Source organism: Skermania sp. ID1734 (assembly GCF_007489285.1).
Lineage (GTDB): Bacteria > Actinomycetota > Actinomycetes > Mycobacteriales > Mycobacteriaceae > ID1734.
The window spans coordinates 15,495-37,270 of the sequence record NZ_VLIY01000011.1 but is presented as its reverse complement, the minus strand read 5'-3'; the positions used below and the strand labels follow the sequence as shown (position 1 = coordinate 37,270).

At 65.3% G+C, this 21,776-nt stretch carries 22 protein-coding genes and 1 other RNA gene; 15 read left to right on the top strand and 8 right to left on the bottom strand.

Features of this window, described 5'->3' with window-relative positions; all coding sequences use genetic code 11:
* Positions 1-3 precede the first annotated feature (3 nt).
* On the bottom strand, positions 4-597 hold the full coding sequence (locus FOS14_RS14725) for a hypothetical protein (RefSeq protein WP_143771565.1): 594 nt from the start codon (positions 595-597) through the stop codon (positions 4-6).
* 282 nt (positions 598-879) lie between these two features.
* Between FOS14_RS14725 and FOS14_RS14720 the strand changes: the two genes are divergently transcribed.
* Genes FOS14_RS14720 through FOS14_RS14710 form a run of 3 tightly spaced genes read left to right on the top strand, consistent with a single transcriptional unit; the run spans position 880 to position 5,011 of the window.
* Entirely contained in the window at positions 880-1,620 is a 741-nt protein-coding gene (locus FOS14_RS14720; protein ID WP_143771564.1) for a response regulator transcription factor, read from the top strand.
* Positions 1,620-3,101: a cell wall metabolism sensor histidine kinase WalK gene (locus FOS14_RS14715; protein ID WP_143771563.1), complete on the top strand. Its 1,482-nt coding sequence runs from the start codon at positions 1,620-1,622 to the stop codon at positions 3,099-3,101. Before FOS14_RS14720 ends, FOS14_RS14715 begins: the two co-directional genes overlap by 1 nt.
* 56 nt (positions 3,102-3,157) lie before the next feature.
* Positions 3,158-5,011, top strand: coding sequence for a glycosyltransferase family 39 protein (locus FOS14_RS14710; protein ID WP_143771562.1), 1,854 nt, complete (start codon positions 3,158-3,160; stop codon positions 5,009-5,011).
* Between the two features lie 85 nt (positions 5,012-5,096).
* Here FOS14_RS14710 and FOS14_RS14705 read toward each other — a convergent pair whose 3' ends face one another.
* Complete coding sequence (locus FOS14_RS14705) at positions 5,097-6,416, bottom strand: serine hydrolase (RefSeq protein WP_143771561.1); 1,320 nt, start codon at positions 6,414-6,416, stop codon at positions 5,097-5,099.
* A 41-nt stretch (positions 6,417-6,457) separates the two neighbouring features.
* On the opposite strand from FOS14_RS14705, the gene FOS14_RS14700 reads away from it, so the two are divergent.
* From FOS14_RS14700 to FOS14_RS14665, 8 genes are all read left to right on the top strand, one after another.
* The gene (locus FOS14_RS14700; RefSeq protein WP_185981783.1) at positions 6,458-6,937 is read left to right on the top strand and encodes a nitroreductase/quinone reductase family protein; all 480 of its coding nucleotides are present in this window, start codon (positions 6,458-6,460) and stop codon (positions 6,935-6,937) included.
* 42 nt (positions 6,938-6,979) lie between these two features.
* Entirely contained in the window at positions 6,980-8,101 is a 1,122-nt protein-coding gene (prfB, locus tag FOS14_RS14695) for a peptide chain release factor 2 (protein ID WP_143771559.1), read from the top strand.
* Entirely contained in the window at positions 8,098-9,012 is a 915-nt protein-coding gene (locus FOS14_RS14690) for a mechanosensitive ion channel family protein (protein ID WP_143771558.1), read from the top strand. Before prfB ends, FOS14_RS14690 begins: the two co-directional genes overlap by 4 nt.
* A complete protein-coding gene (locus FOS14_RS14685; protein WP_143771557.1) occupies positions 9,009-9,362 on the top strand; it encodes a hypothetical protein in 354 nt (117 codons plus the stop codon). Before FOS14_RS14690 ends, FOS14_RS14685 begins: the two co-directional genes overlap by 4 nt.
* A 37-nt stretch (positions 9,363-9,399) precedes the next feature.
* On the top strand, positions 9,400-10,089 hold the full coding sequence (gene ftsE, locus FOS14_RS14680; protein WP_143771556.1) for a cell division ATP-binding protein FtsE: 690 nt from the start codon (positions 9,400-9,402) through the stop codon (positions 10,087-10,089).
* 36 nt (positions 10,090-10,125) lie between these two features.
* Positions 10,126-11,031, top strand: coding sequence for a permease-like cell division protein FtsX (gene ftsX / locus FOS14_RS14675; protein ID WP_143771555.1), 906 nt, complete (start codon positions 10,126-10,128; stop codon positions 11,029-11,031).
* 65 nt (positions 11,032-11,096) lie between these two features.
* The gene (gene smpB / locus FOS14_RS14670; RefSeq protein WP_143771554.1) at positions 11,097-11,570 is read left to right on the top strand and encodes an SsrA-binding protein SmpB; all 474 of its coding nucleotides are present in this window, start codon (positions 11,097-11,099) and stop codon (positions 11,568-11,570) included.
* Positions 11,571-11,575: 5 nt separating this feature from the next.
* Positions 11,576-12,409 (top strand): DMT family transporter, encoded by an 834-nt coding sequence (locus FOS14_RS14665; RefSeq protein ID WP_143771553.1) that lies wholly within the window; start codon positions 11,576-11,578, stop codon positions 12,407-12,409.
* Here the strand turns inward: FOS14_RS14665 and FOS14_RS14660 are convergent.
* Entirely contained in the window at positions 12,406-14,103 is a 1,698-nt protein-coding gene (locus FOS14_RS14660) for a hypothetical protein (protein WP_143771552.1), read from the bottom strand. The genes FOS14_RS14665 and FOS14_RS14660 overlap by 4 nt on opposite strands.
* Positions 14,104-14,245: 142 nt before the next feature.
* Between FOS14_RS14660 and ssrA the strand changes: the two genes are divergently transcribed.
* The 3 genes from ssrA (at position 14,246) to FOS14_RS14645 (ending at position 16,222) form a co-directional block, all read left to right on the top strand.
* Positions 14,246-14,615: a transfer-messenger RNA gene (gene ssrA / locus FOS14_RS14655) on the top strand.
* Positions 14,616-14,715: 100 nt separating this feature from the next.
* Positions 14,716-14,889 (top strand): hypothetical protein, encoded by a 174-nt coding sequence (locus tag FOS14_RS25245; RefSeq protein ID WP_255450344.1) that lies wholly within the window; start codon positions 14,716-14,718, stop codon positions 14,887-14,889.
* 586 nt (positions 14,890-15,475) lie between these two features.
* Positions 15,476-16,222, top strand: coding sequence for a DUF5131 family protein (locus tag FOS14_RS14645; protein ID WP_143771551.1), 747 nt, complete (start codon positions 15,476-15,478; stop codon positions 16,220-16,222).
* Here FOS14_RS14645 and tcmP read toward each other — a convergent pair.
* The 5 genes from tcmP to FOS14_RS14620 all read right to left on the bottom strand — a co-directional run bounded on the left by tcmP (position 16,219) and on the right by FOS14_RS14620 (position 20,611).
* A complete protein-coding gene (gene tcmP / locus FOS14_RS14640) occupies positions 16,219-17,208 on the bottom strand; it encodes a three-Cys-motif partner protein TcmP (protein ID WP_143771550.1) in 990 nt (329 codons plus the stop codon). The genes FOS14_RS14645 and tcmP overlap by 4 nt on opposite strands.
* Before the next feature lie 311 nt (positions 17,209-17,519).
* Positions 17,520-18,377 (bottom strand): aldo/keto reductase, encoded by an 858-nt coding sequence (locus tag FOS14_RS14635; RefSeq protein ID WP_143771549.1) that lies wholly within the window; start codon positions 18,375-18,377, stop codon positions 17,520-17,522.
* Positions 18,374-18,808, bottom strand: coding sequence for a cupin domain-containing protein (locus FOS14_RS14630; protein WP_143771548.1), 435 nt, complete (start codon positions 18,806-18,808; stop codon positions 18,374-18,376). The genes FOS14_RS14635 and FOS14_RS14630 overlap by 4 nt, the downstream gene beginning before the upstream one ends.
* Positions 18,809-18,848: 40 nt before the next feature.
* Positions 18,849-19,181: a carboxymuconolactone decarboxylase family protein gene (locus FOS14_RS14625; protein ID WP_143771547.1), complete on the bottom strand. Its 333-nt coding sequence runs from the start codon at positions 19,179-19,181 to the stop codon at positions 18,849-18,851.
* Between the two features lie 35 nt (positions 19,182-19,216).
* Positions 19,217-20,611: an MFS transporter gene (locus FOS14_RS14620; protein WP_221936720.1), complete on the bottom strand. Its 1,395-nt coding sequence runs from the start codon at positions 20,609-20,611 to the stop codon at positions 19,217-19,219.
* A gap of 102 nt (positions 20,612-20,713) precedes the next feature.
* Between FOS14_RS14620 and FOS14_RS14615 the strand changes: the two genes are divergently transcribed.
* Positions 20,714-21,658, top strand: coding sequence for a helix-turn-helix transcriptional regulator (locus FOS14_RS14615; RefSeq protein ID WP_370512237.1), 945 nt, complete (start codon positions 20,714-20,716; stop codon positions 21,656-21,658).
* Positions 21,659-21,776: the final 118 nt, after the last annotated feature.

The window sequence follows — 21,776 nt, the reverse complement described above, 5'->3', positions numbered from 1 at the left end:
ACACTACCTAGTGCCCTCCGTTCCCGACGAGATCATCGTGGCCGTAGCGGTGCCGTTGGACTCGGTGGCGCGGATGTTCGCGGTGTCGCCGACCTTGGCCGTTTCGGTTCCGGACTGGCCGGCGCCGCGCATGACCGTGTTCGAGTCGATGACGTAGGTGTGGGTGTATCCGTCGGAGCTCTTGGCGGTGATCGAGGTGGCGGACACCGCGCTGACCGTTCCGATTTGGGTCAATTCGGTGGTGTAGTTGCCATTGCCGTCCGAGACGACGAATTCGCCGTGCAGCGGTGCACCGCCGGGGCCGCCCATGCCGCCTGGGCCGGGTGCCGTGCCTGCGCCGGGGCCTTGGGCACTGCCGGGTCCTTGCATCCCGCCGGGTCCTTGCGTCCCGAAGCCGGCGGGTCCCGCGGTGTTCGTACCGTTGCTGGTCGCGGCGTAAATGGCCGCACCGCCCCCAGCCGCGACGACGGCCGCGATCCCGATCGCTGCCGCGGTCTTGCGGCGCGACCAGCCGTTGGCAGGTTTGGCTTGCGGTGCGCCCCACACCGGTGCCGGTTCGGCGGTCGATGCCTGGTTCTCGGGGTGGTGAATCGTCATGGTTGCTCCTATGTTCCTGCGGACACCCGCACCCGGTCGGCGCGACGAGCCGACAATCCTCGCTCATCGTCACCTCCTGGGATCGTGGGACTTCGACCACCAACCGTGCTGGTTCAAAATGGGTGCGCGCTGTGCGCAGGATCAGGATCGGGTGTGTCCGTCGGGTCTCCGGAGTCGATGCGCTCGCGGGAGCAGGTCGACACGCGTCTGGCGAACCCACTCACAGCGCACACACAGAAACCACAAAGGTTCGACCCATTCCCAGTCCACATAATGGTGCCCATGTCCGATTCCAAGTATTCCGGGGAACGCATCGTCATGCGCCGGGCCGACGGCGCGCCGATCCGGGTGCTCGTCGTCGACGACGAGGCCGTGCTGGCGGAGTTGGTGTCGATGGCGCTGCGTTACGAGGGCTGGGACATCACCACTGCCAGCGACGGCGCCGGTGCGTTGGCCAGCGCCCGCGACCACCGCCCGGACGTCGTCGTCTTGGACGTCATGCTCCCCGACATGAGCGGTCTGGACGTGCTGCGCAGGCTGCGCGAGCAGATTCCGCATCTTCCGGTCCTGCTCTTGACCGCCAAGGACGGCGTCGAGGATCGGATCGCCGGGTTGACCGCCGGTGGCGACGACTATGTGACCAAGCCCTTCAGCATCGAGGAAGTGGTGTTGCGACTGCGGGCATTGCTGCGACGCACCGGCGTGACCACCGAGACATCGGGCGCACAAATAGTGGTGGGCGATTTGGTCCTCGACGAGGACAGCCACGAAGTTTCCCGCGCCGGAGAGCCGATCTCGTTGACCTCTACCGAGTTCGAGCTGCTGCGATTCATGATGCGTAATCCCAAACGAGTGCTGAGCAAGGCGCAGATCCTCGACAGAGTGTGGAGCTACGACTTCGGTGGCCGATCCAACATCGTCGAACTGTATGTCTCCTACTTGCGCAAGAAGATCGACAACGGCCGCGACCCCATGATCCACACGTTGCGCGGCGCCGGTTACGTTCTCAAGCCGGCGACGTGATGGCGTCCCGGTCGCCGAGAACGTGGTCACTGCGTGCGCGATTGTTGTTCGGGCAGATTCTTCTGCTCGCCGCCGTGTGTGTCGGTATCGCCGCGGCGACCGAATTTGCCTTGCAGCAGTTCCTGGTTCACCAACTCGATGAGCAGTTGATCGATGCCGGGCACCGATCGGCGTCGATGTTCGGCCGGCCCCCACCACCGCTGCCGGGTGGCACCGAGCCCGTGCGATCGCCAGGTCCCGGGCCGGACTTTCTCGATGCGCCCGGGCAGCCTGCCGGCACGGTCGGTGCCGTGGTCAGCGGCGGGACCGTCGTGGATGCCGGCATGCTCACCACGGCCGGAACCCGGGTGGCGATAAGCGCAACCGCGCAGTCCGAGCTGGCGGCGATGCCGGCGAATGGCGAGCCGATCACCCTTGACCTGAATGGAATTGGGCGTTACCGGCTCATCGCCACGCAGGATCGTGCGGGGAATGTGATCATCACCGGCCTCAGCTTGTCCGACGTCGACGCGACCCTCATGCGCGTTCTGCTCATCTTTGTATTCGTCACTGTGGCAGCACTTTTCTTGGCGACGACGGTGGGCGTATGGGTGATTCGGCGCGCGCTGGCTCCGCTGAATCGGGTGGCGCAGACCGCGTCGCGCGTCGCCGATCTGCAACTCGACCGCGGCGAGGTGGCGCTGCCCGTTCGGGTACCCGAATCGGATGCCGATCCGCGCACCGAAGTTGGGCGGCTCGGACTGGCGCTGAATCGAATGCTCGAACACATTGCCGCCGCGTTGTCGTCCAGACAGGCGAGTGAAACCCGCGTGCGTCAGTTCGTCGCCGACGCGAGCCATGAGTTACGTACGCCGCTGACCGCCATCCGCGGCTATACCGAACTCGCGCAACGAAAGCGAGACGAACTGCCGGTCGAGGTGGCCCACGCCATGGGACGCGTCGAGTCCGAGGCGAGTCGGATGACGCATCTCGTCGATGACCTCTTGCTGCTGGCGCGGTTGGACTCTGGTCGTCCGCTAGAACAGGAACCTGTAGACATGTCGCTGCTGGCCGCCGACGCCGTCAGCGATGCACACGTGGCCGGACCGCAGCATTGCTGGAATCTGGAATTGCCGGACCATCCGGTAGTAGTGACCGGGGACGCGGCCAGACTGCATCAGGTCCTGGCGAATCTCCTCGCCAATGCGCGCATTCACACGCCGTCGGGAACTCGGGTGACCGTGTCGTTGGAGCAACAGCGCGACGGCGTTGTGCTGACCGTCGCCGACGATGGCCCAGGTGTCCCGGAATCCTTGCAGCCGGAGATATTCGAGCGGTTTGCGCGAGGTGACAGCTCCCGCTCTCGACGAGCTGGAAGCACCGGCCTGGGACTGGCAATCGTGGCCGCGGTGGTCAAGGCGCATCGCGGTTCGATTTCCGTGTGCAGCGCGCCGGGTCGCACCGCGTTCACCGTGCGGCTTCCGCACGCCGTTGCTTCATAGGCTTCTCACAGCGACGACCAACGACGCGCCCACGTCGCCCACAGAAGATAGACCTTATGACGACTATCGAAATGGCCACGCGGCCAACATCTCACCTTCGGCAGGCCGTGCCCATCGAGGAGAGACCGCACTGGGTTCGGCCCGCATTCGCGGCGCTGCTTCTTGCTACGGCCGTGTTGTATGTGTGGAACCTGAGCGCATCCGGATGGGCCAATGACTTCTATGCAGCGGCCGTGCAGGCCGGGACGCAGAACTGGAAGGCGCTGCTGTTCGGTTCGCTGGATCCCGGCAACGCGATCACAGTGGACAAGCCGCCCGCAGCCATGTGGGTGATGGCGTTGTCCGGGCGGCTGTTCGGCTTCAGCTCGTGGTCGATGCTGGTGCCGCAGGCGTTGATGGGCGTCGCGTCCGTGGCCCTGGTGTACGCGGCGGTGCGGCGGGTGAGCGGTCCCGTACCCGGACTGCTGGCCGGTGCCGTGCTGGCGCTCACTCCCGTTGCCGCACTGATGTTTCGCTTCAACAACCCCGACGCGTTGCTGGTGCTGCTGCTCGTCACCGGCGGGTACTGCATGGTCCGGGCGGTCGAGTCAGCGAGTACGCGCTGGATCGCGCTGGCCGGTGCCGCGGTGGGGTTCGCATTCCTGACCAAGATGATGCAGGCGTTTCTGGTCTTGCCCGCCTTCGGTGCCGCGTTCTTGATCGCGGCGCCGGTGAGCGTGTGGCGCCGACTTGGCAAGCTGGCGATAGCGGCCGTTGTGATGGTGGTATCCGGCGGGTGGCTCGTGGCGCTGGTTGCGGTGTGGCCGAGCGGTTCTCGCCCCTACATCGGTGGTTCGACCGATAACAGTTTGCTGGAATTGGCGCTCGGCTACAACGGGCTGGGCCGTGTCCTCGGCGGCGAGGGCAACGGGGGACCGGGCGGTGGCGGCGGCAACACGGCGTTCGGCGGCAGCACCGGCATCACCCGGTTGTTCGGGATGTCGATGGGCACCGAGATCTCGTGGTTGTTGCCCGCCGCGCTCATCGGTTTGGTTGCGGGGCTGTGGTTTACCCGCAGGACTCCGCGGACCGATCGGACCCGGGCGAGCCTGGTGTTGTGGGGCGGGTGGGTACTGGTGACTGGGCTGGTGTTCAGCTTCATGGCCGGCACCGTGCACCCGTACTACACCGTTGCGCTGGCACCGGGAATCGCTGCATTGATTGGCATTTCGACGGTCGAGTTGTGGCGTGGCCGCGACTATCTGCCGGTCCGGGCGGCCCTGGGCGCGATGCTCGCGGTGACCGGGGTGTGGAACTTCATCCTGCTGGACCGCACACCCGAGTGGTTGCCGGCACTGCGCTGGGTGCTGCTGGTCGGCTCTATCGTCGTGGCGTCGGTGCTCGTCGCCGGCGGCCACGAGGTCAAGCGGCTCACCGCGATCCTGGCGATCACCGGGTTGTTGTTCGGTCTCGGCGGCACCGCGGCTTATGCGATCGATACCGCGGCGCAGGCCCACGGCGGTTCGATACCCACGTCAGGTCCGAGCACCGGCGGATTCGGCGGCGGTCCGGGCGGGCACGGCACGCCCGGCAGCTCGGAAAATTCTGCCGTCGAGGCGCTGATCAAGAACACCGACACCCGCTGGGCCGCCGCGACCGTCGGCTCGCATGGCGCGGCGAGTCTCGAATTGAGCACCGGCGCTTCGGTGATGGCGATCGGCGGCTTCACCGGTTCGGACAATTCGCCAACGCTGGCGCAGTTCAAGCAGTATGTGACCGATCACGAGGTCGGCTACTTCATTGCGGACCAGGGCGGTCCGGGTGGACGCGGTGACGGCGACGGCGCGGCCAGCCAGATCTCGGCGTGGGTGAAAGCCAACTTCACGGCGAAAACGATTGGTGGCACTACGGTGTACGAACTGAGTAGCTGAAGTCCGTTGCGCCGCGCGCGTTCTTGCTGCCCTGCACGCGAAAATCGTGCGGCAACACCGCAAAAGCGCGCGCGGCAGCAGGCACTCAGTGGCTCAATAGGCCGAACGCCTCCTGGATCATCTCGAAAACATAGTTTTCGTCGACGATTCCGATTGGTCGATTGTCGGCGATCTGGAAGACGACCACGTGGCTGCGCCCGGCGCGGTCGGTGAGATACCAGGAGCCGACAAGGTTGCCGGGCGAGCTGCCGCCCTTGAAGGCGGCGTACGGGAACTGTGCCTTGTCAACGTGCACACCGGGGTTGATGGCAAGGATGTCGCGCACCGGTGCGGCCGCTCCGGTGGCCGCGTGCTGCAGATACGCGTGTGCGCGACACAGATCAGCGGCCGAGGCGAACCATCCGACGTGATCGGCAGCCACCGGGGTACGCATGAGGGCGACCGGATCGACATTGAGCGGCGCGGCATCGGCTTCCGCCAGAATCCGGCGCCGACCGGCCTCGTCGGCGGTGCGCCACTGCTCCCGCAGGCCCGGCTGGCCCCAGCCGATGACGAAAAACTCGCGGGTGGTGGCGAACGGAATCAATTGTGCCGGGTCGTGATTACCCATTCTCGCCACTTGCGCCTCCACCCGGGCCCGGCCCAACCGGTGAATCAGGAGGTCGGCCGCCGTGTTGTCGCTGATCGAAATCATCTTCTCGGCGGCCTCGCGAACGGTGACCGTGCTCCCGTCGGGGCGGTCCTGCAGCTCGCCGGAGGGCAGCGACTTGACCTGCGGCGTGATGGTGAGCAATTCATCCCAGCGCACGTCGCCGGCCTTGATCGCGTCGGCAAGCGCGCCGAGCACGTAGAGTTTGAAGGTCGACCCGAGTGGCAGAACGGTCTGCGCGTTGTCGGAAACCGTTGCTGCGCATGACCCGTCGGCCACCAATAGCGAGTGCCGAGCACCGATTGCGGACAATGCGGTCTCGACATCGCCCCAGTTGTGCACCGGGGGCGCCGCCGGCCGCATGGTGATTCCGTCGATCAGTCCGACCGGATCGACATGCACCGTCAGATCGGCCGGCAGCCCGCGGTTGGTGCGAAGGCGAACCGTTTCCTGGTCGGGCCCCGACTCGCTCGACACCGTCGAGAACGGCCCGCTGAGCTGCCACAGTGTCAGGGCGCCCGCCAGCGTCTGAGGCCACAGCGCAGCAGTCAGTCGCGGATCCGACATGGCGACCGTCTCCGGGACCGACGGCGGCTGATCGGAATCGATGATCTGCAGGACCCGAGCGGCGCGCTCGCCCGCGGGCGTGGCGGGCAGCGCGGGGTCGGCCACGGCGGGCGCCGCAGCGACCACACACATGCCGACGGCGGCGGTGATTCGTAGGACGCCCAGTGCGAGGCTTCGCCCGAAGATCATGTACGCCACTGTCTCATCACTGTCATGTCAAGATGAGATTGATGAGCGAAAAAATGACCGTCACCGGACGGCTGGCGAACCTGGCCATGCGCCGCGCACCCATCCTCGGCCGCACCGCGACCCGAGTGCAGATGGCGGTCTACGACCGCACCGGCGGACGTTTCGGCTCGAGCCTGCTGGGCAGCCCGATCTTTCGGCTGAATGTCAAGGGGCGAAAGACCGGTCAACTGCGGCCGGTCATGCTGATGCTGGTTCGTCGCGGCGACGATCTGTTGGTCTGCGGCTCGCAAGGCGGAACCCCTGATCACCCGAACTGGTGGAAGAACCTGGTGGCCGCGGGCGAGGCCGAAGTGCAGGTCGGAACGCAGAGTTGGCCCGTCGATGTGCACGTCATCACAGACCCCGCCGAACGCGCCGACGCGTGGGACCGGCTGGTGCGGGCCTACCCCGATTTCGCCACCTACGCCCAGCTCACCACCCGCGCATTGCCGATCGCCGCGCTGATCCGGAAGCCTGCCTGAGGGTTCGAAATCCGATTGCCCGGACCGGTAACCTTGAGCCTCGTGCATCCTGACGTCGCTGCTGATCTCGCCGAACTCGACACCACCCTCAAAACGGTCGAGTCGGTGCTCGATGTCGAGGAACTGCGGCGGCGAATCGACGAACTCGAACACCAGGCCGCCGACCCCGAACTCTGGAACAACCAGGAACACGCGCAGCAGGTGACCAGCCAGCTCTCCCACGCCCAGGGCGAGCTGCGCCGGGTCGAAGAGCTGCGCCAGCGCCTCGACGACCTGCCGGTTCTCTACGAGTTGGCCGAGGAAGAGGAAGGTTCGGCGCGCGAGTCTGCGCTTGTCGAGGCCGACGCCGAACGCGCCGCCCTGCACGGTGACGTCGAGGCACTGGAAGTGCGCACGCTGCTCTCCGGCGAGTTCGACAAACGTGACGCGCTGGTCAACATCCGCTCCGGAGCCGGTGGCGTCGACGCCGCCGACTGGGCCGAGATGCTCATGCGCATGTACATCCGCTGGGCGGAAAAGCACGGCTACGGGGTCGAGGTCTACGACACGTCCTATGCGGAGGAAGCCGGCATCAAGAGCACGACGTTCGCGGTGAAAGCGCCTTATTCCTACGGCACGCTGTCCATCGAGCAGGGCACGCACCGGTTGGTGCGGATCAGCCCGTTCGACAATCAGGGTCGACGGCAGACATCTTTCGCCGAAGTCGAGGTGCTGCCAGTCGTGGAAACCACCGACCACATCGACGTCCCGGAAACCGACATCCGCGTCGACGTGTACCGCTCGTCCGGCCCGGGTGGCCAAAGCGTGAACACGACCGACTCGGCCGTGCGCATTACCCACATCCCGACCGGCATAGTCGTCACCTGCCAGAACGAGAAATCGCAGCTGCAGAACAAGGTGGCTGCCATGAAGGTGCTGCAGGCCAAGCTGCTCGAGCGCAAGCGGCAGGAAGAAAAGGCCGCGATGGACGAACTCGGCGCGGGCGGCAACGCGTCGTGGGGTAACCAGATGCGCTCCTACGTGCTGCATCCATACCAGATGGTCAAGGATCTGCGCACCGAATACGAAGTCAACAACCCGGCGGCCGTGCTCGACGGCGACATCGACGCGTTCATCGAGTCAGGCATTCGCTGGCGGATGCGGGAAAGCACCGGGCGGGAATGACAGTTCTCGCCACCCAAACGACGCTCTCGATTGCCCCGACGTCGGATCTAAGCAACTGGCTGCGGTCCAACGGGCTCGAGATTGTGCTGCTGATCCTCGGTGCCGTGCTGCTGGGCCGGTTCATCGCCTGGTTCGGCAACCGGATCACGCAACAGATCGACCGAGGCTTCCAGCACAGCGACGCGCTGGTGCGCAGCGAGGCGGCCAAACACCGGCACGCGCTCGCCCAGGTGATCACCTGGGTGGTGCAGGCCCTGGTGTACATCCTGATCGCCATCTCGGTGCTGCAGCGGCTGGGCTTCGCGATCGCCGGACTGGTCGCGCCGGCGGCGGTACTCGGCGCGGCGCTGGGTTTCGGCGCGCAGCGCATCGTCCAGGACATCCTCGCAGGCTTTTTCATCATCACCGAGCGGCAGTACGGGTTCGGTGACGTGGTGCGGATCGCCGTCACCGGGTCCAGCGTGGAAGCCGAGGGCGCGGTCGAGGACGTCACGCTGCGCGTCACCAAGGTGCGCTCCGTCAACGGTGAGGTGATCACCGTTCCCAACGGGCAGATCATCAAGGTAACCAACCTGTCCAAGGACTGGGCACGCGCCGTCGTGGACGTCCCGGTTCCGGCCACTGCGGACATCAACCATGTCAACGAGATCCTGCGCGACGTCGGTGCCAAGGCATTCCAGGATCGTCGGCTGAAGCCGCTGCTGCTCGACGAGCCCTCGGTGATGGGCGTCGAAAGCCTCGAAGTGGACCAGGTCAACATCCGGATGGTGGCGCGAACACTTCCCGGCAAACAGTTCCAGGTCGGCCGCGACCTGCGGGTGCGGGTGGCCGCCGCGCTGCGTCGAGAAGGCCTTGGCATGGCCGCGGCCAAGACGTCGACCGCGACGCTCGAGGCTGGTGCCCCGCAGTGAGAGACAAGATCAAGTCGTTGGGCATCCGTCGGTCCACGATCATCCTGGGGGTGATCTGGATCGGGCTGATGGCGCTGTACATCCTGGTCCGGCCGGTCCCAGCCCCACCTGCTCCGGCGGCGCCGGCCGCGCCGACGGTTCCAGCCGAAGTCGCTCCGCAGCGGACGCGGACCGTGCCGACGACCACGACGACGCCGACGGAGACGCCGTCGAGCACCGAGAGCTCGCCCAGCTCCACCGCAAGTTCGCCCGAGGGTAGCTCGACCGCCACGTCTTCCAGGCCTTCGCTGCCAGGGCTGCCAACCTTCCAGTTGCCACTGCCCACCGTGTCCGCGCCGCCCGCCGGCTGAGCGGGTCCGGGCGTTTCCCCGGTTACACTGGCTGCTCGTGATCAGCGTTTCGAAGGTGTCCAAGTCCTACAAGACCTCCACCCGACCGGCGCTGGACAAAGTGAGCGTGGAGATCGACAAGGGCGAGTTCGTCTTTCTCATCGGCGCTTCCGGGTCGGGCAAGTCGACATTCATTCGGCTGCTCCTGAAGGAAGAGTCCCCAACGGCAGGCGATATCAAGGTCGCCGATTTTCACGTCAACAAGCTCTCCGCGCGCAAGGTTCCGAAGCTGCGCCAGCGGGTCGGCTGCGTGTTTCAGGACTTCCGGTTGCTCCAGCAGAAAACCGTCGAGCAGAACGTGGCGTTCGCGCTTGAAGTAATCGGCAAGCCGCGATCGGTGATCAAGCGGACGGTGCCCGAGACTCTCGAGATGGTCGGACTCTCGGGTAAGGCCGACCGGCTGCCGCACGAGCTGTCCGGCGGTGAACAGCAGCGGGTGGCGATAGCGCGGGCCTTCGTCAACCGGCCGCTGCTGCTGCTGGCCGACGAGCCCACCGGCAACCTCGACCCGGACACCAGTACCGACATCATGATGCTGCTCGAACGCATCAACCGAACTGGTACGACCGTCCTCATGGCGACCCACGACAACCACATCGTCGACGCCATGCGCCGCCGCGTCGTCGAGCTCGACATGGGCAAAGTTGTGCGCGACGAAAAGCACGGCGTGTACGGCGTCGGACGTTAATCACCGCACCACAGAAGAAGGAACTGCGAGCCCTTTATGCGTGCCAGCTTCATTACCAACGAAGTCCTCCGTGGGCTGCGCCGCAACGTCACCATGACGGTCGCGATGGTGCTGACCACCGCCATCTCGCTGGCGATGTTCGGCGGCGGTCTGCTGGCCGTGCAAATGGCCAACAAGACTCAGCAGTTCTTCCTGGACCGCGTGGAAGTGCAGCTGTACCTCACCAAGGACCTGTCCGATGCCGATCCGAACTGCCAGCAAGACACCTGCAAGGCCTTGCGCACGGACTTGGAGAAAACCCCGGGCGTGGTGGCCGTGCAGTACCTCAGCAAGGCCGACGCGCTGCAGGACGCGCGTGACCGCACGTTCAAGAACCAGCCCGAGTTTGCCGATCTGATCAGCGCCAACGCGCTGCCCGCTTCGTTCAAGGTGAAAATGAGCGACCCGGAACGGTACGGGGTGATCTTCGACTCGTTCAGTCACCGGCCCGGGGTGGCCAGCATTCTCAACCAGAAGGAACTCGTCGACCGGCTGGTGAGCGTCTTCAACGGCCTGCGCAACGCCGCGTTCGGGCTCGCGCTGGTACAGGCCTTTGCAGCCTTGCTGCTGATCGCGAACATGGTGCAGATCGCCGCGTACACCCGCCGGACCGAGGTGGGCATCATGCGCCTGGTCGGCGCCACCAGGTGGTACACCCAGCTGCCGTTCCTGCTCGAAGCGGTGGTCGCGTCGGTGATCGGCACCATCTTGGCCGTGGCGGGCATGTTTGCCGCAAAACCGCTGGTGGTGGACGGCATGCTGGGCGATCTGTATTCATCGAATGTCTTCGCCAAGATCACCGGAAGCGACATTTTGCTGATCTCGCCGATCCTCGCCGTGGTGGGAATAGGCTTTGCGGCCATCACCGCCTATGTGACGCTGCGGCTGTACGTGCGGGAATAACCGCTTGCGCGGCTGCGTAGTCTTCTGGTGGTAAGTGATGGGACGAATTCGAGAGGCCGGGCACGATGAAGGAGAAGGGTCGCAAGGTGATCGCGACCAATCGCCGGGCTCGGCACAACTACACCATCCTGGACACCTACGAGGCAGGCATCGCGCTGGTCGGCACCGAAGTGAAAAGCCTGCGCGAAGGTAAGGCGTCCCTGGTCGACGCGTTCGCCACGGTAGACGACGGCGAAGTCTGGCTGCGCGGGCTCCACATTCCGGAATACGGCCACGGCACCTGGACCAACCACTCGCCGCGCCGGGTGCGCAAACTGCTGCTGCACCGCCGCGAGATCGAGCGGTTGGTGGGCAAGAGCCGAGAAGGCAATCAAACGCTGGTGCCGCTGTCGATGTACTTCTCCGACGGCAAGGTCAAGGTCGAACTCGCACTGGCCCGGGGTAAGCAGGACTACGACAAGCGCCAGGATCTCGCCCGCCGCACTGCCGAGCGCGAGGTGACGCGCGAAATCGGTCGACGCGTGAAAGGAATGCGCTGATCTCGATGGCGCTCGCCCTCGCGGCGGCCGTGGGCTACGGGGTGAGCGATTTCGTCGGTGGCGTTGCCGCGCGCCGGGTGCAGGCGCTGCGGGTGGTCATCGTTTCCTATCCGCTGTCGGTGCTGATCGTGGCCATGATCGCGCCGCTGTTCGGCGGGACTGTAAGTGGTGCAGCGTTGCTCTGGGGTGCAGCGTCCGGGGTGGCGTCGGGCCTGGCCGTGTGGTGGTTCTACCTGGCGCTGGCGTCGGGACCGATGGCGGTGGTATCACCGCTGACCGCCGTGCTGGTGGCCGGGATCCCGGTGTTCGTCGGCGTCGCCGTGGGGGAGCGGCCGAGCGCGCTGGCCTTCGCGGGTATCGTGCTGGCGCTGCTTGCCGTCGCGCTGGTCAGTAAGGAATCGCATCCGGGTGCCGAACTGCGGTTCACGCCGACGGTCGCCTGGCTGACGGTGGGTTCGGGGCTGGCATTCGCGTTCGCCTTTATCTGCCTGCACAAGATCGACGCGGGCTCGGGGATGTGGCCGCTGCTGGCTTCACGAATCACGGCGACGGTGGTGGTCTGGGCAGTGGCGCTGGGCACCGGACAGTTTCGGGCCCCGCGCGGTGAGCCGTTGCGCCTCGCCGTCTATGTCAGTTTTCTCGACGTCGTGGCCAATGCCGCGATGCTCTATGCATTTCATGGTGGCTATTTGTCGTTGGTCAGCGTCATCGGATCGCTGTATCCCGCGGCGACGGTGCTGCTGGCCATGATGCTGCTGGGCGAACGGGTATCCCGAGTGCAGCAGGCCGGGATGGTGTTGGCACTGAGCGCGGTCGGCCTGATTGCGGGTGCCGGCTAGCTCGCGGGGCCGCACACGTGCAGGTCGAAGGCGGCATCGGGAATGCCGGCCGCATGCCAGACCGGATTAACCGATAGCGCCAGCGCGGGCGCCTGCCAGCCGGCGGCGACGCGTTGCAGCAGACTGAACAGGGCGCTGCGATCGCCATCGGTGAGTTCGCCTCGGATGAACGCGACCAACAGCCGATCGAACCCCGGTCGCTGCAGCAGCGTGCCGTGCACGCCGGGCAGTTCGACGAGCGGTATCTGCGAATCGAGATTGGGCGGCACCACTGCGGCCGCCGCGGTAGGCACGAACGCGATCATCCGAACGCCGGGCACGGCGCACAGCATCGAGTCCCGGAAGAATGGGGCATGCTCGACGATCGAGCGGACGAACGGTTCGTCGGCGTGCTCGTCGTACGGGCCGATCAGCCGCATGACGTGCAGCATCCCGCGCAGTTCCCAGCCGGCGACATAGCCCCAGCCCGACGACTCCGACGGTGGTGGAAAGTAGGCCCGCCCGGGCCGCACCAACGGGCTGGTGAAGACCACCGTATCGACCTCGCGGTGCGCGAAGGCGCCCAGATATGCGCGCGTCACGAGCGTGCCTTCGCTCTGCGCGACGATCGTGACGGGATGGTGGTCGCGATTCGCCACGGCCTGCACCTGCTCGGCCAGCAATGCGGCGCTGGCAAACAGCGACTGATGGGTGTCTTTGGCGTGGTAGGCGAGCGGGCTGCCGTCGGCGCCCAGCCCGCGGTAGGAAAAGTGCACCGGCACGCTCGTGACGTCCCGGTTGCCGCCGTAGGAGGAGTTGTAGCCGGCGACGAACAGGATGGTGTGGTCCGGGATTTGCCGTTGAGCCGCCACCAGCGCCGGGACCCAGCGGTTCGCGCCCGCGGGGCCGGCACCGAGCGAGGAAAAAACGCTCAGCACCAGCAACGCCGCCAGCGTCACGACAAACGCGCTGGGCACCACCCATGCCCTCGGCCACAGCGATCGCCGGATGACTATCGAACGCACGATTGCCCGCCACAACAGCGCGTTGAAAGCGCCGAAGCAGGCGGCCACCGCAACCGTCCACCAGCCGGAGACGCTCGAAATCGCCGCGCCACCCAGACTGCTGACCAGCAGACTCAACAGCGTCCAGCCGACCACCGTCAGCGGTGGAAGTCCGCACCACCAGCGGCGCCGGATTCCGCCGCTGGCCACCATCACGGTCAGGAAGATCACCGGCAGCAGTTCACCGAAAGTGAACCAGGACAACGAGGTTTCCGACGCCGCCATCGCCACGATCGCCCACGGCGACAGGCAGATCATGCAAATCGCGGTGAATCCGGCGCTGCGGCGAAGCGATTCGCGAAACGACGGCCGTTGGGCCTCGGCAGGCCAGCAGACCTGCGCGATCGCCGCGATCAATGCCGAGCGCAGCAGCAGGGCGAGGACGAATTCGCCGAGGAACATCGGCCAGGAATCGTGGTAAACCAGCATCCAGCGAAGGTCGTGAAAGATCCCCAGCGCCTGCGGAGCCGTCACCTGGGGCGCCAGTGGCCGGGCCGACCGAAAGCCGGTGGCCACCAGGATCGCCTCCTCGATGGCCACCGGGATCGTGCACAACGCGAACAACAGCACCAACGCTCGCACGTTGCGGCGGCGGGGTGCGGGCTCGGCAGCCCGCTGTTCGGCAAACGTTGTGCCGGCTGACCGGGACATCGGGCATCTCCTGCCGCCGGTTCCACTACGTTCGCAGGCGTACCCGCGCCTCATCCCCGGTATGCCGACTCGGTGGAAACCGGGATGAAACTTCTGCGCTGCGACGTTAAACTGAGCAGTCCGGCAGGGTGCCGGAGCGTACGGGGCTGAACGGTTTCGACTGCGTACGTTGATCTAGGGGAAGCGTGTCGGTGCAGGCAAGAGACCACCGTAAGCGTCGTTGCAACCAATTAAGCGCCGATTCCAATCAGCGCGACTACGCTCTCGCTGCCTAAGCAGTAGAGCGTGTCTGTCAGTCCGGGTTCGCCCTCGGTCCGGGTACTGGCATCAGCTAGAGGGCTCACCGTTCGTCTCGGTCGCGGAGGCGGGCGGAACATCAAACAGCGACTGGGATCGTCATCTCGGCTAGTTCGCGAGACCGGGAGATCCAAGTAGAGACACAGCGAACTGCACACGGAGAAGCCCTGGAGACGCGGCGGAGGACCCGGGTTCGATTCCCGGCAGCTCCACTTTTGAACGCACAACTTCATATCTGAGACCTCCTTGCCGACAGCAAGAAGTGTTGTACCCGTGGAATACCACTGGATGCACAGTCGGCGAGGAGGTTTCTGTATGCGGATAGTCGTCGTCCATAGAAGCGCCCGTGCGGGCGAAATACTGCGCGCTCCTGACGGCGCGGCATCGCTCCCGTGGTCATCGGTTGTGGAAATGCTCAACCGACACGATGTCCCCGACGGACTGCCGTTCATCGTCGACGACGATGGCTCGCTGAACGGTTGCGACTGACTCAACTCCTACCTGCTGGCCGCGTGGCGTCAACGCGCCTACGACCTCGACAGCCTGCGGAACTTCCACACCTGCTACCTCACCCGACTGCTGCGGTTCGTACGCTAGCGCCGCGGCGGGGAATTGGATCTCACCGCGGCAACGGTCGGAATTGCATCGGACGGGCCCGAAATCGAACTCGTCACGTGAATCCGGCGGGGACGGCGAGAGGAGTGACCTCGCGAGATGAAGGACGACGCTAATGTCTGCGGCGGAGCTGTGAACAATGTTCGGCATTGTCCGGCGCTATCGGTCTCGCGGCTTCCGGCCCAGCCATATTGAAGAGGCTCGGGGAGGCTATGTGCACCGAGTCCGTGAGAGGGAATCCGGTGAGCGCAGGTTGCGCCGTTCGCAGGCAGACCAAGACCATTTCGACAATGTGATGCAGTTCAATTCCAGCGGTTCAGGCAGGAGAACCCGCCACCTGGTGGAGGTCCGGCGCATTGGTCACTTTCGACACACCGGTCTCAACTGCATCAGAGAGCATGTCGGTGGGTAACCATAGAGTGACTGCGACAGTAGGAAACCCGCAGGTGAGGAGAGCCCGATGGCGGACAGATCGGCTATCGAGTGGACAGAGGCGACCTGGAACCCTGTGACAGGCTGCGATCGAGTCTCCGCCGGCTGCGATCACTGCTACGCGATGACGCTGGCCAAGCGGCTCAAGGCAATGGGCTCGGTGAAGTACCAGATCGACGGAGACCCTCGTACCTCCGGACCGGGGTTCGGTGTGACTGTGCACCCGCTGGCGCTCGGCGAACCCCTGCGCTGGAAGAATTCCCGGGTGGTGTTCGTGAACTCGATGAGCGACCTCTTCCACGCCCGTGTGCCGCTCAACTTCATCCGCGACGTGTTTGACGTCTGCCGCGACACCCCGCAGCACACGTATCAGGTGTTAACCAAGCGCAGTTTGAGGTTGCGCCGCGTCGCGGAGAAACTCGACTGGCCGCCGAACGTGTGGATGGGTGTCTCGGTGGAGAGCTCCGACGTCCTGAGCCGCGTTGACCACATTCGGGAGGTGCCCGCCGCGGTCCGATTCTTGTCCTGCGAGCCGCTACTGGGTCCGTTGGACGGGATCGACCTCTCGGGCATCGGCTGGGTAATCGCCGGCGGTGAGTCCGGTCCCCGGTACCGGCCGATGGAGCTGTCCTGGGCGCGCGGGATTCGCGACGCCTGCCGTAAAGAAGGTGTGCCGTTCTTCTTCAAGCAGTGGGGTGGCCGTACCCCGAAGGCGCTCGGTCGAGAACTCGACGGTCAGCTCTGGAACGAGATGCCCACAGCCGCAACCGGCTAGGCATGATCGTCCGGCTCGTACCGCATCGGTTCGACCGGTGGTGCCAGCGGTTCGCGGACGGGTGCCTTGGTCGCCAGCTCGACGAGCTCTTCTGTACCGAACAGGCCCTCGTCCCTATCTTTCGCGACCCGTCGTTCGACTTTCCTGGTAGTGCGCATCTTCTCAAGTGCTACGCCGTGCTTGGCGAACACTGACTCCATGATCTTGTTACCGGTCGCGTTCGCCGATGCGAAGATCACCGTGTAAATCGGGTGGCCGTTCGTGTTCGTGAACTCGAGCGGGATCGTGGTCGCGTAGCCCAGCTCCTTCTCTAGCCGCCACCGCATGAGGTTTACCAGTTCGTTGCGGAACTGTTCGGCGTTGAGCAAGCGATCCCGGCGTGCCCGCCACAGCTCACGCCACTGGGGCGTGCCGAACATCCGGTCCACGCGCTGCGCGTACCTAGGATCGGGTTCGTCGCCGGTGAACTGGAGACCCCGGGGCAGTAGCGCGTGGCCGAAGTAGAGCCACAGCTCCACCTTGAATCCGCGCCGGTTCTGCCGCCAACTTGCGAGGTAACTGAGTGTGTCCCAGGTGATTTCGGCGCTGTACTGATCGACCATCGCAAACACAGCCGCACCGCGTCGCCAGCTGAGGTCGTAGGCGTTGAGGTACTTCGGGATCTCGACGTTGCAGTCGCCGGGCAGGACCACGAGATACCGATTTGGGTGCGCGGCCTCCAGCTTCTTGCGCAAGGTGTCTGCGGTGCGCTGCTGGAGTTCGCAAAGCACGACTCGATCGAAAGGAGGATCAGTCGATAGTGCCCGGTGGCCGGAGCCGAGGATGACGTTGCCGGTGCCGCGCTCGAAGTTGTCGGGGGCGCCGGCGAACAGGTCGAGGTAGAGCGTGTATCTCGCCGTCTTCGATGCCCGCGTGAACGCGTTCAGATAGTCCGACAGCGCTTCCAGCTTGATTCGGGACCAAGGTCCCCACCCCCGACCACTCACCGCTTCGCCTCCCGATCCCGCGCCTTGTGGGCCTTGTCCGAAGCGTAGGCACGGTTTGCTGCCCGCCGTGCGTAGGCGCGCCGCCGCGGCCGTCAATTCCCACCGGCTAGCGGGGCGCAGTTCATTCAGGGTGCCCGGTAGGTTTAGAGACGGTCGTGAATACGACAGTTAGCTCCACTGCCGAGATTCAAATAACCTCATATCTGAGACCCCTTTTCGATGCGCGAAAGTGTCACCGGTGGCGTGGCACTCGCGGATAAGTCGGCAAGGAGGTTTCTGGTATGTGGACAGTTGCGGTCCAGAGCGGGTTGCTACTTGCCGCTGTAGACAGGGAACACGCTGGAGTCGCCATAGTCCCGGGCATGCAGGTTCCGCAGTGCGTCCATATCCGCATCCGAGATGACGAAGTCGACCTCGGCGTTGGAACGCATGTGCTCGGGGTTGGCGGTCTTGGGCAAGGACACGGTGCCCAGCTGCAGCGTGTAGCGGATGCATAACTGCGGCACGCTCACGCCGTACTTCTTGGACATCGCCACGACGTCTGCATTCTCGAGGATCTCCCCGTGCGCGATCGGCGAATACGCCTCGACGAGAATGTTCCTGCCCTCGCAGTAGGCCAACAGGTCAGCCGGGGTATTTCCCGCATGCACGAGCAATTGGTTCACGTGGGGCGCTACGGTGCCACTCGACAGGATGTTCTCCAGGTCCGCTTCTTCGAAGTTCGATACCCCGATCGACCGCAGCTTGCCGGCGTTGTAGGCGTCCTCGAGGGCGCGCCAGGCCTGCCGGTTGCCGTCGGCGTAGTCGCCGCCGCGGAAGTCGTTCCAAGGCTGTGGACTGTGGATGAGCATCAGGTCGACGTAATCGAGCCCGAGCTTTTGCAGTGACCCGTCGATCGCGGCGACAGCGCTGTCGTAGTCCTTGATTTCGGCGGCAAGCTTCGTGGAGACGAACAGCTCGTCGCGAGGCACGGCCGCGGTGCGCACGCCCTCGCCGACGCTGCGTTCGTTGCCGTAGGCCTGGGCGGTGTCGATGTTGCGGTAGCCAATCTCCACGGCGTCACGGACTGCCTGCGCGGCGTTGTCATCATCGATGAACCAGGTGCCGAGCCCCAGCTTGGGGATCTCGACACCATTGGCCAGGGTGTAGGTCTCGATCAGGATCGTCATAGGTTCTCTCCGTTCTTCGGTAGCTGGCCGTACACGTCGTCGGTGACGGGCTCGAGCCATTCGTTGCGGACGTCTTCGCCCGGAGTGATGAAGGCGACGTGGGAGAACCACGAGTCGGCTTTTGCCCCGTGCCAGTGCTTCGTTCCGGCCGGAACGCGAATCACCGTTCCCGGCTTCATGCTGACCGGTTCCTCGCCCTCGGCCTGGTACCAGCCGGATCCTGCGGTGCACAGCAGGATCTGGTCGCCGCCGCCGCCGGAGCCGTGATGGATGTGCCAGTTGTTGCGGCAGCCAGGCTCGAAGGACACATTGCTGACCGGGACGCTCCCGGACGCGAGCGGAGCGAGGTAGCTGCGCCCGATGAAGTACTGCGCGTATGCGTCGTTGGGCTCCCCGAGCGGGAAGATCTGGTCGAAATCGTTGTCTGTCACGGAAACCTCCAGCCCTGGCCGAGTGTTCTGGTGTGCATGCTCAGTCCTCCTCGATGACGTTCTCGAGCACCGCGGTGGCGCCCATGCCGTTGGGCCAGCCGGAATAGAAGGCGAGGTGCAGGAGTGATTCCTTCAGCTCGTCGTCGGTGACCCCGTTCTGCCGGGCGAAACCGAGATGAAATTGCAGCTGGTCCATCTTGCCCATCGCGGTCAGCGCTGCGACGGTGATCAGGCTGCGGTCCCGTTTGGACAGGTCGGGCCGTTGCCACACCTCGTCGAAGAGCACGCGGTCGGTGTAGTGCACCATGCCCGGTGCGAAGTCGCCGAAGGCGCGCTGGCCGCCGGTCCAACCGGTGTTCTGCTCGTCGGTCATCGTTAATTTCCTCTCTTCGGGGTCGGGTCGGCCATTTAGGGCTCCTCATGCTGTTGGGTGGTGCGGGGCAGCGACAGGGTGAGCGATGCGGTCAGGGCGGTGACGGCGGCGGCGATCAGCAGGCTCGCGTGTACTCCGCGGACGAACGTGTCGGGGTTGGTGAGCAGACCGCCGAACACCGCGATCGCAAGTGCTCCGCCAATCTGACGACTGGTGTTGAACACACCCGATGCGACACCGGCCTGGTGGTGCGGGACAGTGTCGAGCAGCACCGCGGTGGCCGGCGGAGAGACCGTCGGGCCGCCCAGCCCGACTAGCACCATGAGGGCGGAAACCAGCCACAGGGGTGCGGTCGCGGGCAGCAGTCCCACCGCGGCCAGCCCTGCGGTCATCAGGGTCAGGCCAGTCGCTATCACGGTGCGGCGACCGAAGTGCTCGGAGATCCGGGCGGAGAACGGTGTGAGCAGCAGGCCGACAAGCATCATCGGCAGGAACACGACGCCGGTGTGCAGGGCGTCCAGCCCGCGGTGTTGCTGCAGGAACAGGCTCACCACGAACGGCAGACCGAAGTAGCCCACCATGAACGCGAAACCGGTCGCGGTGACGATCGTGACGGTTCGAGAGCGGAACATCTCCAACGGCAGCATCGGATGCGCCACCAGGTGCTGGGAGCGGATGAACGCGATCATCGACACCACGGCCACGACGAAAGCGGCGATCACCGCCGAATCGGTGAACCCGCGGGAGCCAGCCTCGATGGCACCGTAGGTCAATCCGCCCATCGCCAGCACGCCGGTGAGCTGACCGATCGGATCGAACGGGACACGCAGGGTAGCCGAGGCATCGGTGCGGGTCAGCAGCACACAAGCGAGCACGCCGACGGGGACGTTGATGAAGAAGATCAGTCGCCAGTCGATCAGGGTGAGCACCCCGCCCAGGACCGGACCGGAAGACGACGCCACGGCACCGCCCATTGCCCAGATGCCGACGGCGCGAGCACGCGCCCGCGGATCGTCGTAGGCCTGCCGGATCAGTGCCATCGATGCCGGCATCATGGCGGCCGCCGCCATGCCCTGCACGAACCGGGCCGCCACCAGAAGGCCCAGTGTCGGGGCCAAACCGCATGCCACGGAAGCGAACACGAACAACACCATGCCGCCGCCGAAAGCCCGCTTGGCGCCGACCCGGTCCGACAGCGAACCGGCGGTCAGCAGCAGGGCGGCGAACATCAGGGTGTACCCGTCGACCACCCACTGCAGGCCGGCCACCCCACCGCCGAGATCGTGGCGAATGGTCGGCAGGGTCACGTTCACCACAACCGCGTCCAACGTGATGGTGAAGAAACCGAGCAACGCCGCGATCAGGGTGGAGTTCGCGTGCCGATTCTGCTTATCGGTATCGCCACTGCGAGTGGACAGCTGGGTTATCACCTCAACCAGAGAACCCGTCCCGCCTGCCCGCGGCAGGTCGAGCCAGAGGGGGGACAAACACAACCCCCCACAGCTGGGACGGCTCGTCGTACCGTCGTTGGTGTGAACACCAATATCGGCGGTGCACCAGACCGGGCCGACATCCGGGACTTTCTCGCCACCCGCCGGGCCCGGATCACCCCCGAACAGGTCGGGCTCCCGGCCGGCGGAACTCAACGCCGCGTTCCCGGACTGCGCCGAGAAGAAGTCGCCGTGCTCGCCGGGGTGAGCACCGACTGGTACACCCGTCTGGAAAAAGGCCACATCCGCGGCGTCTCCGACGAGGTGCTCGCCGCCGTCGCCCGTGCTCTGTTGCTCGACGACGCCGAGACCGCCCACCTGTTCCATCTGGCCCGCGCCGCCAAACCCACACGCACCCAACGCCGCCGAACGCCCGCCAAGCTGCCCGAGAGCCTTCAGCAGTTGCTCGATGCGATGACCGGGGCGGCCGCGTTCATCCGCAACGGTCGACTCGACGTCATCGCCACCAATGCCCTCGGTCGGGCGCTGTACGCACCGGTCCTCGACCAGCCCGCATGGAAGAACAACATCGCACGGTTCAACTTCCTCGACGAACGCGCCGCCGACTTCTTTCCCGACTACCCGGGGTCGATGGATACCACCGTCGCGCTGTTACGCACCGAAGCGGGCCGCGACCCGTACAACAAAGACCTCAGCGACCTCGTCGGTGAACTCGCTACTCGCAGTGAAGATTTCCGCAGCCGGTGGGGCGCGCACAATGTGCGTAATCACAACACCGGTCGCAAGCACTTTCACCACCCCGTCGTCGGCGCGATCGAGCTGTCCTACGACTCTCTCGATGTGCGCTCCACCGGCGACGATGTGTTGGTGCTCACCGGATACACCGCGCCCGCGGGATCACCCGCCGACGAGAAACTGCGCATGCTCGCGAGCTGGGTGGCGACAGCTCCACACTTGTCGGCCGGGGCGACCTCCGGGGTCGATGCCATCGCGTACGGCGCCGCAGACGGCAACGAAGACTCCTGACCCGCCGAGTCCACTGTTGAATATGGCGGCTGGCTCCGCGAGTACTGTGCTTTTGGCGACACCGACACACGGCACAAATCACCTCCGCAGCGCGCACCGGCGGGTGATCATGAGATCG

Excerpts from the sequence above, each read along its gene's own strand:
- FOS14_RS14725 (WP_143771565.1), bottom strand. The coding sequence starts at position 597 with ATGACGATTCACCACCCCGAGAACCAGGCATCGACCGCCGAACCGGCA.
- FOS14_RS14720 (WP_143771564.1), top strand. The coding sequence starts at position 880 with ATGTCCGATTCCAAGTATTCCGGGGAACGCATCGTCATGCGCCGGGCC.
- FOS14_RS14715 (WP_143771563.1), top strand. The coding sequence starts at position 1,620 with ATGGCGTCCCGGTCGCCGAGAACGTGGTCACTGCGTGCGCGATTGTTG.
- FOS14_RS14710 (WP_143771562.1), top strand. The coding sequence starts at position 3,158 with ATGACGACTATCGAAATGGCCACGCGGCCAACATCTCACCTTCGGCAG.
- FOS14_RS14705 (WP_143771561.1), bottom strand. The coding sequence starts at position 6,416 with ATGATCTTCGGGCGAAGCCTCGCACTGGGCGTCCTACGAATCACCGCC.
- FOS14_RS14700 (WP_185981783.1), top strand. The coding sequence starts at position 6,458 with ATGAGCGAAAAAATGACCGTCACCGGACGGCTGGCGAACCTGGCCATG.
- FOS14_RS14690 (WP_143771558.1), top strand. The coding sequence starts at position 8,098 with ATGACAGTTCTCGCCACCCAAACGACGCTCTCGATTGCCCCGACGTCG.
- ftsX (WP_143771555.1), top strand. The coding sequence starts at position 10,126 with ATGCGTGCCAGCTTCATTACCAACGAAGTCCTCCGTGGGCTGCGCCGC.
- smpB (WP_143771554.1), top strand. The coding sequence starts at position 11,097 with ATGAAGGAGAAGGGTCGCAAGGTGATCGCGACCAATCGCCGGGCTCGG.
- FOS14_RS14665 (WP_143771553.1), top strand. The coding sequence starts at position 11,576 with ATGGCGCTCGCCCTCGCGGCGGCCGTGGGCTACGGGGTGAGCGATTTC.
- FOS14_RS14660 (WP_143771552.1), bottom strand. The coding sequence starts at position 14,103 with ATGTCCCGGTCAGCCGGCACAACGTTTGCCGAACAGCGGGCTGCCGAG.
- FOS14_RS25245 (WP_255450344.1), top strand. The coding sequence starts at position 14,716 with ATGCGGATAGTCGTCGTCCATAGAAGCGCCCGTGCGGGCGAAATACTG.
- FOS14_RS14645 (WP_143771551.1), top strand. The coding sequence starts at position 15,476 with ATGGCGGACAGATCGGCTATCGAGTGGACAGAGGCGACCTGGAACCCT.
- FOS14_RS14635 (WP_143771549.1), bottom strand. The coding sequence starts at position 18,377 with ATGACGATCCTGATCGAGACCTACACCCTGGCCAATGGTGTCGAGATC.
- FOS14_RS14625 (WP_143771547.1), bottom strand. The coding sequence starts at position 19,181 with ATGACCGACGAGCAGAACACCGGTTGGACCGGCGGCCAGCGCGCCTTC.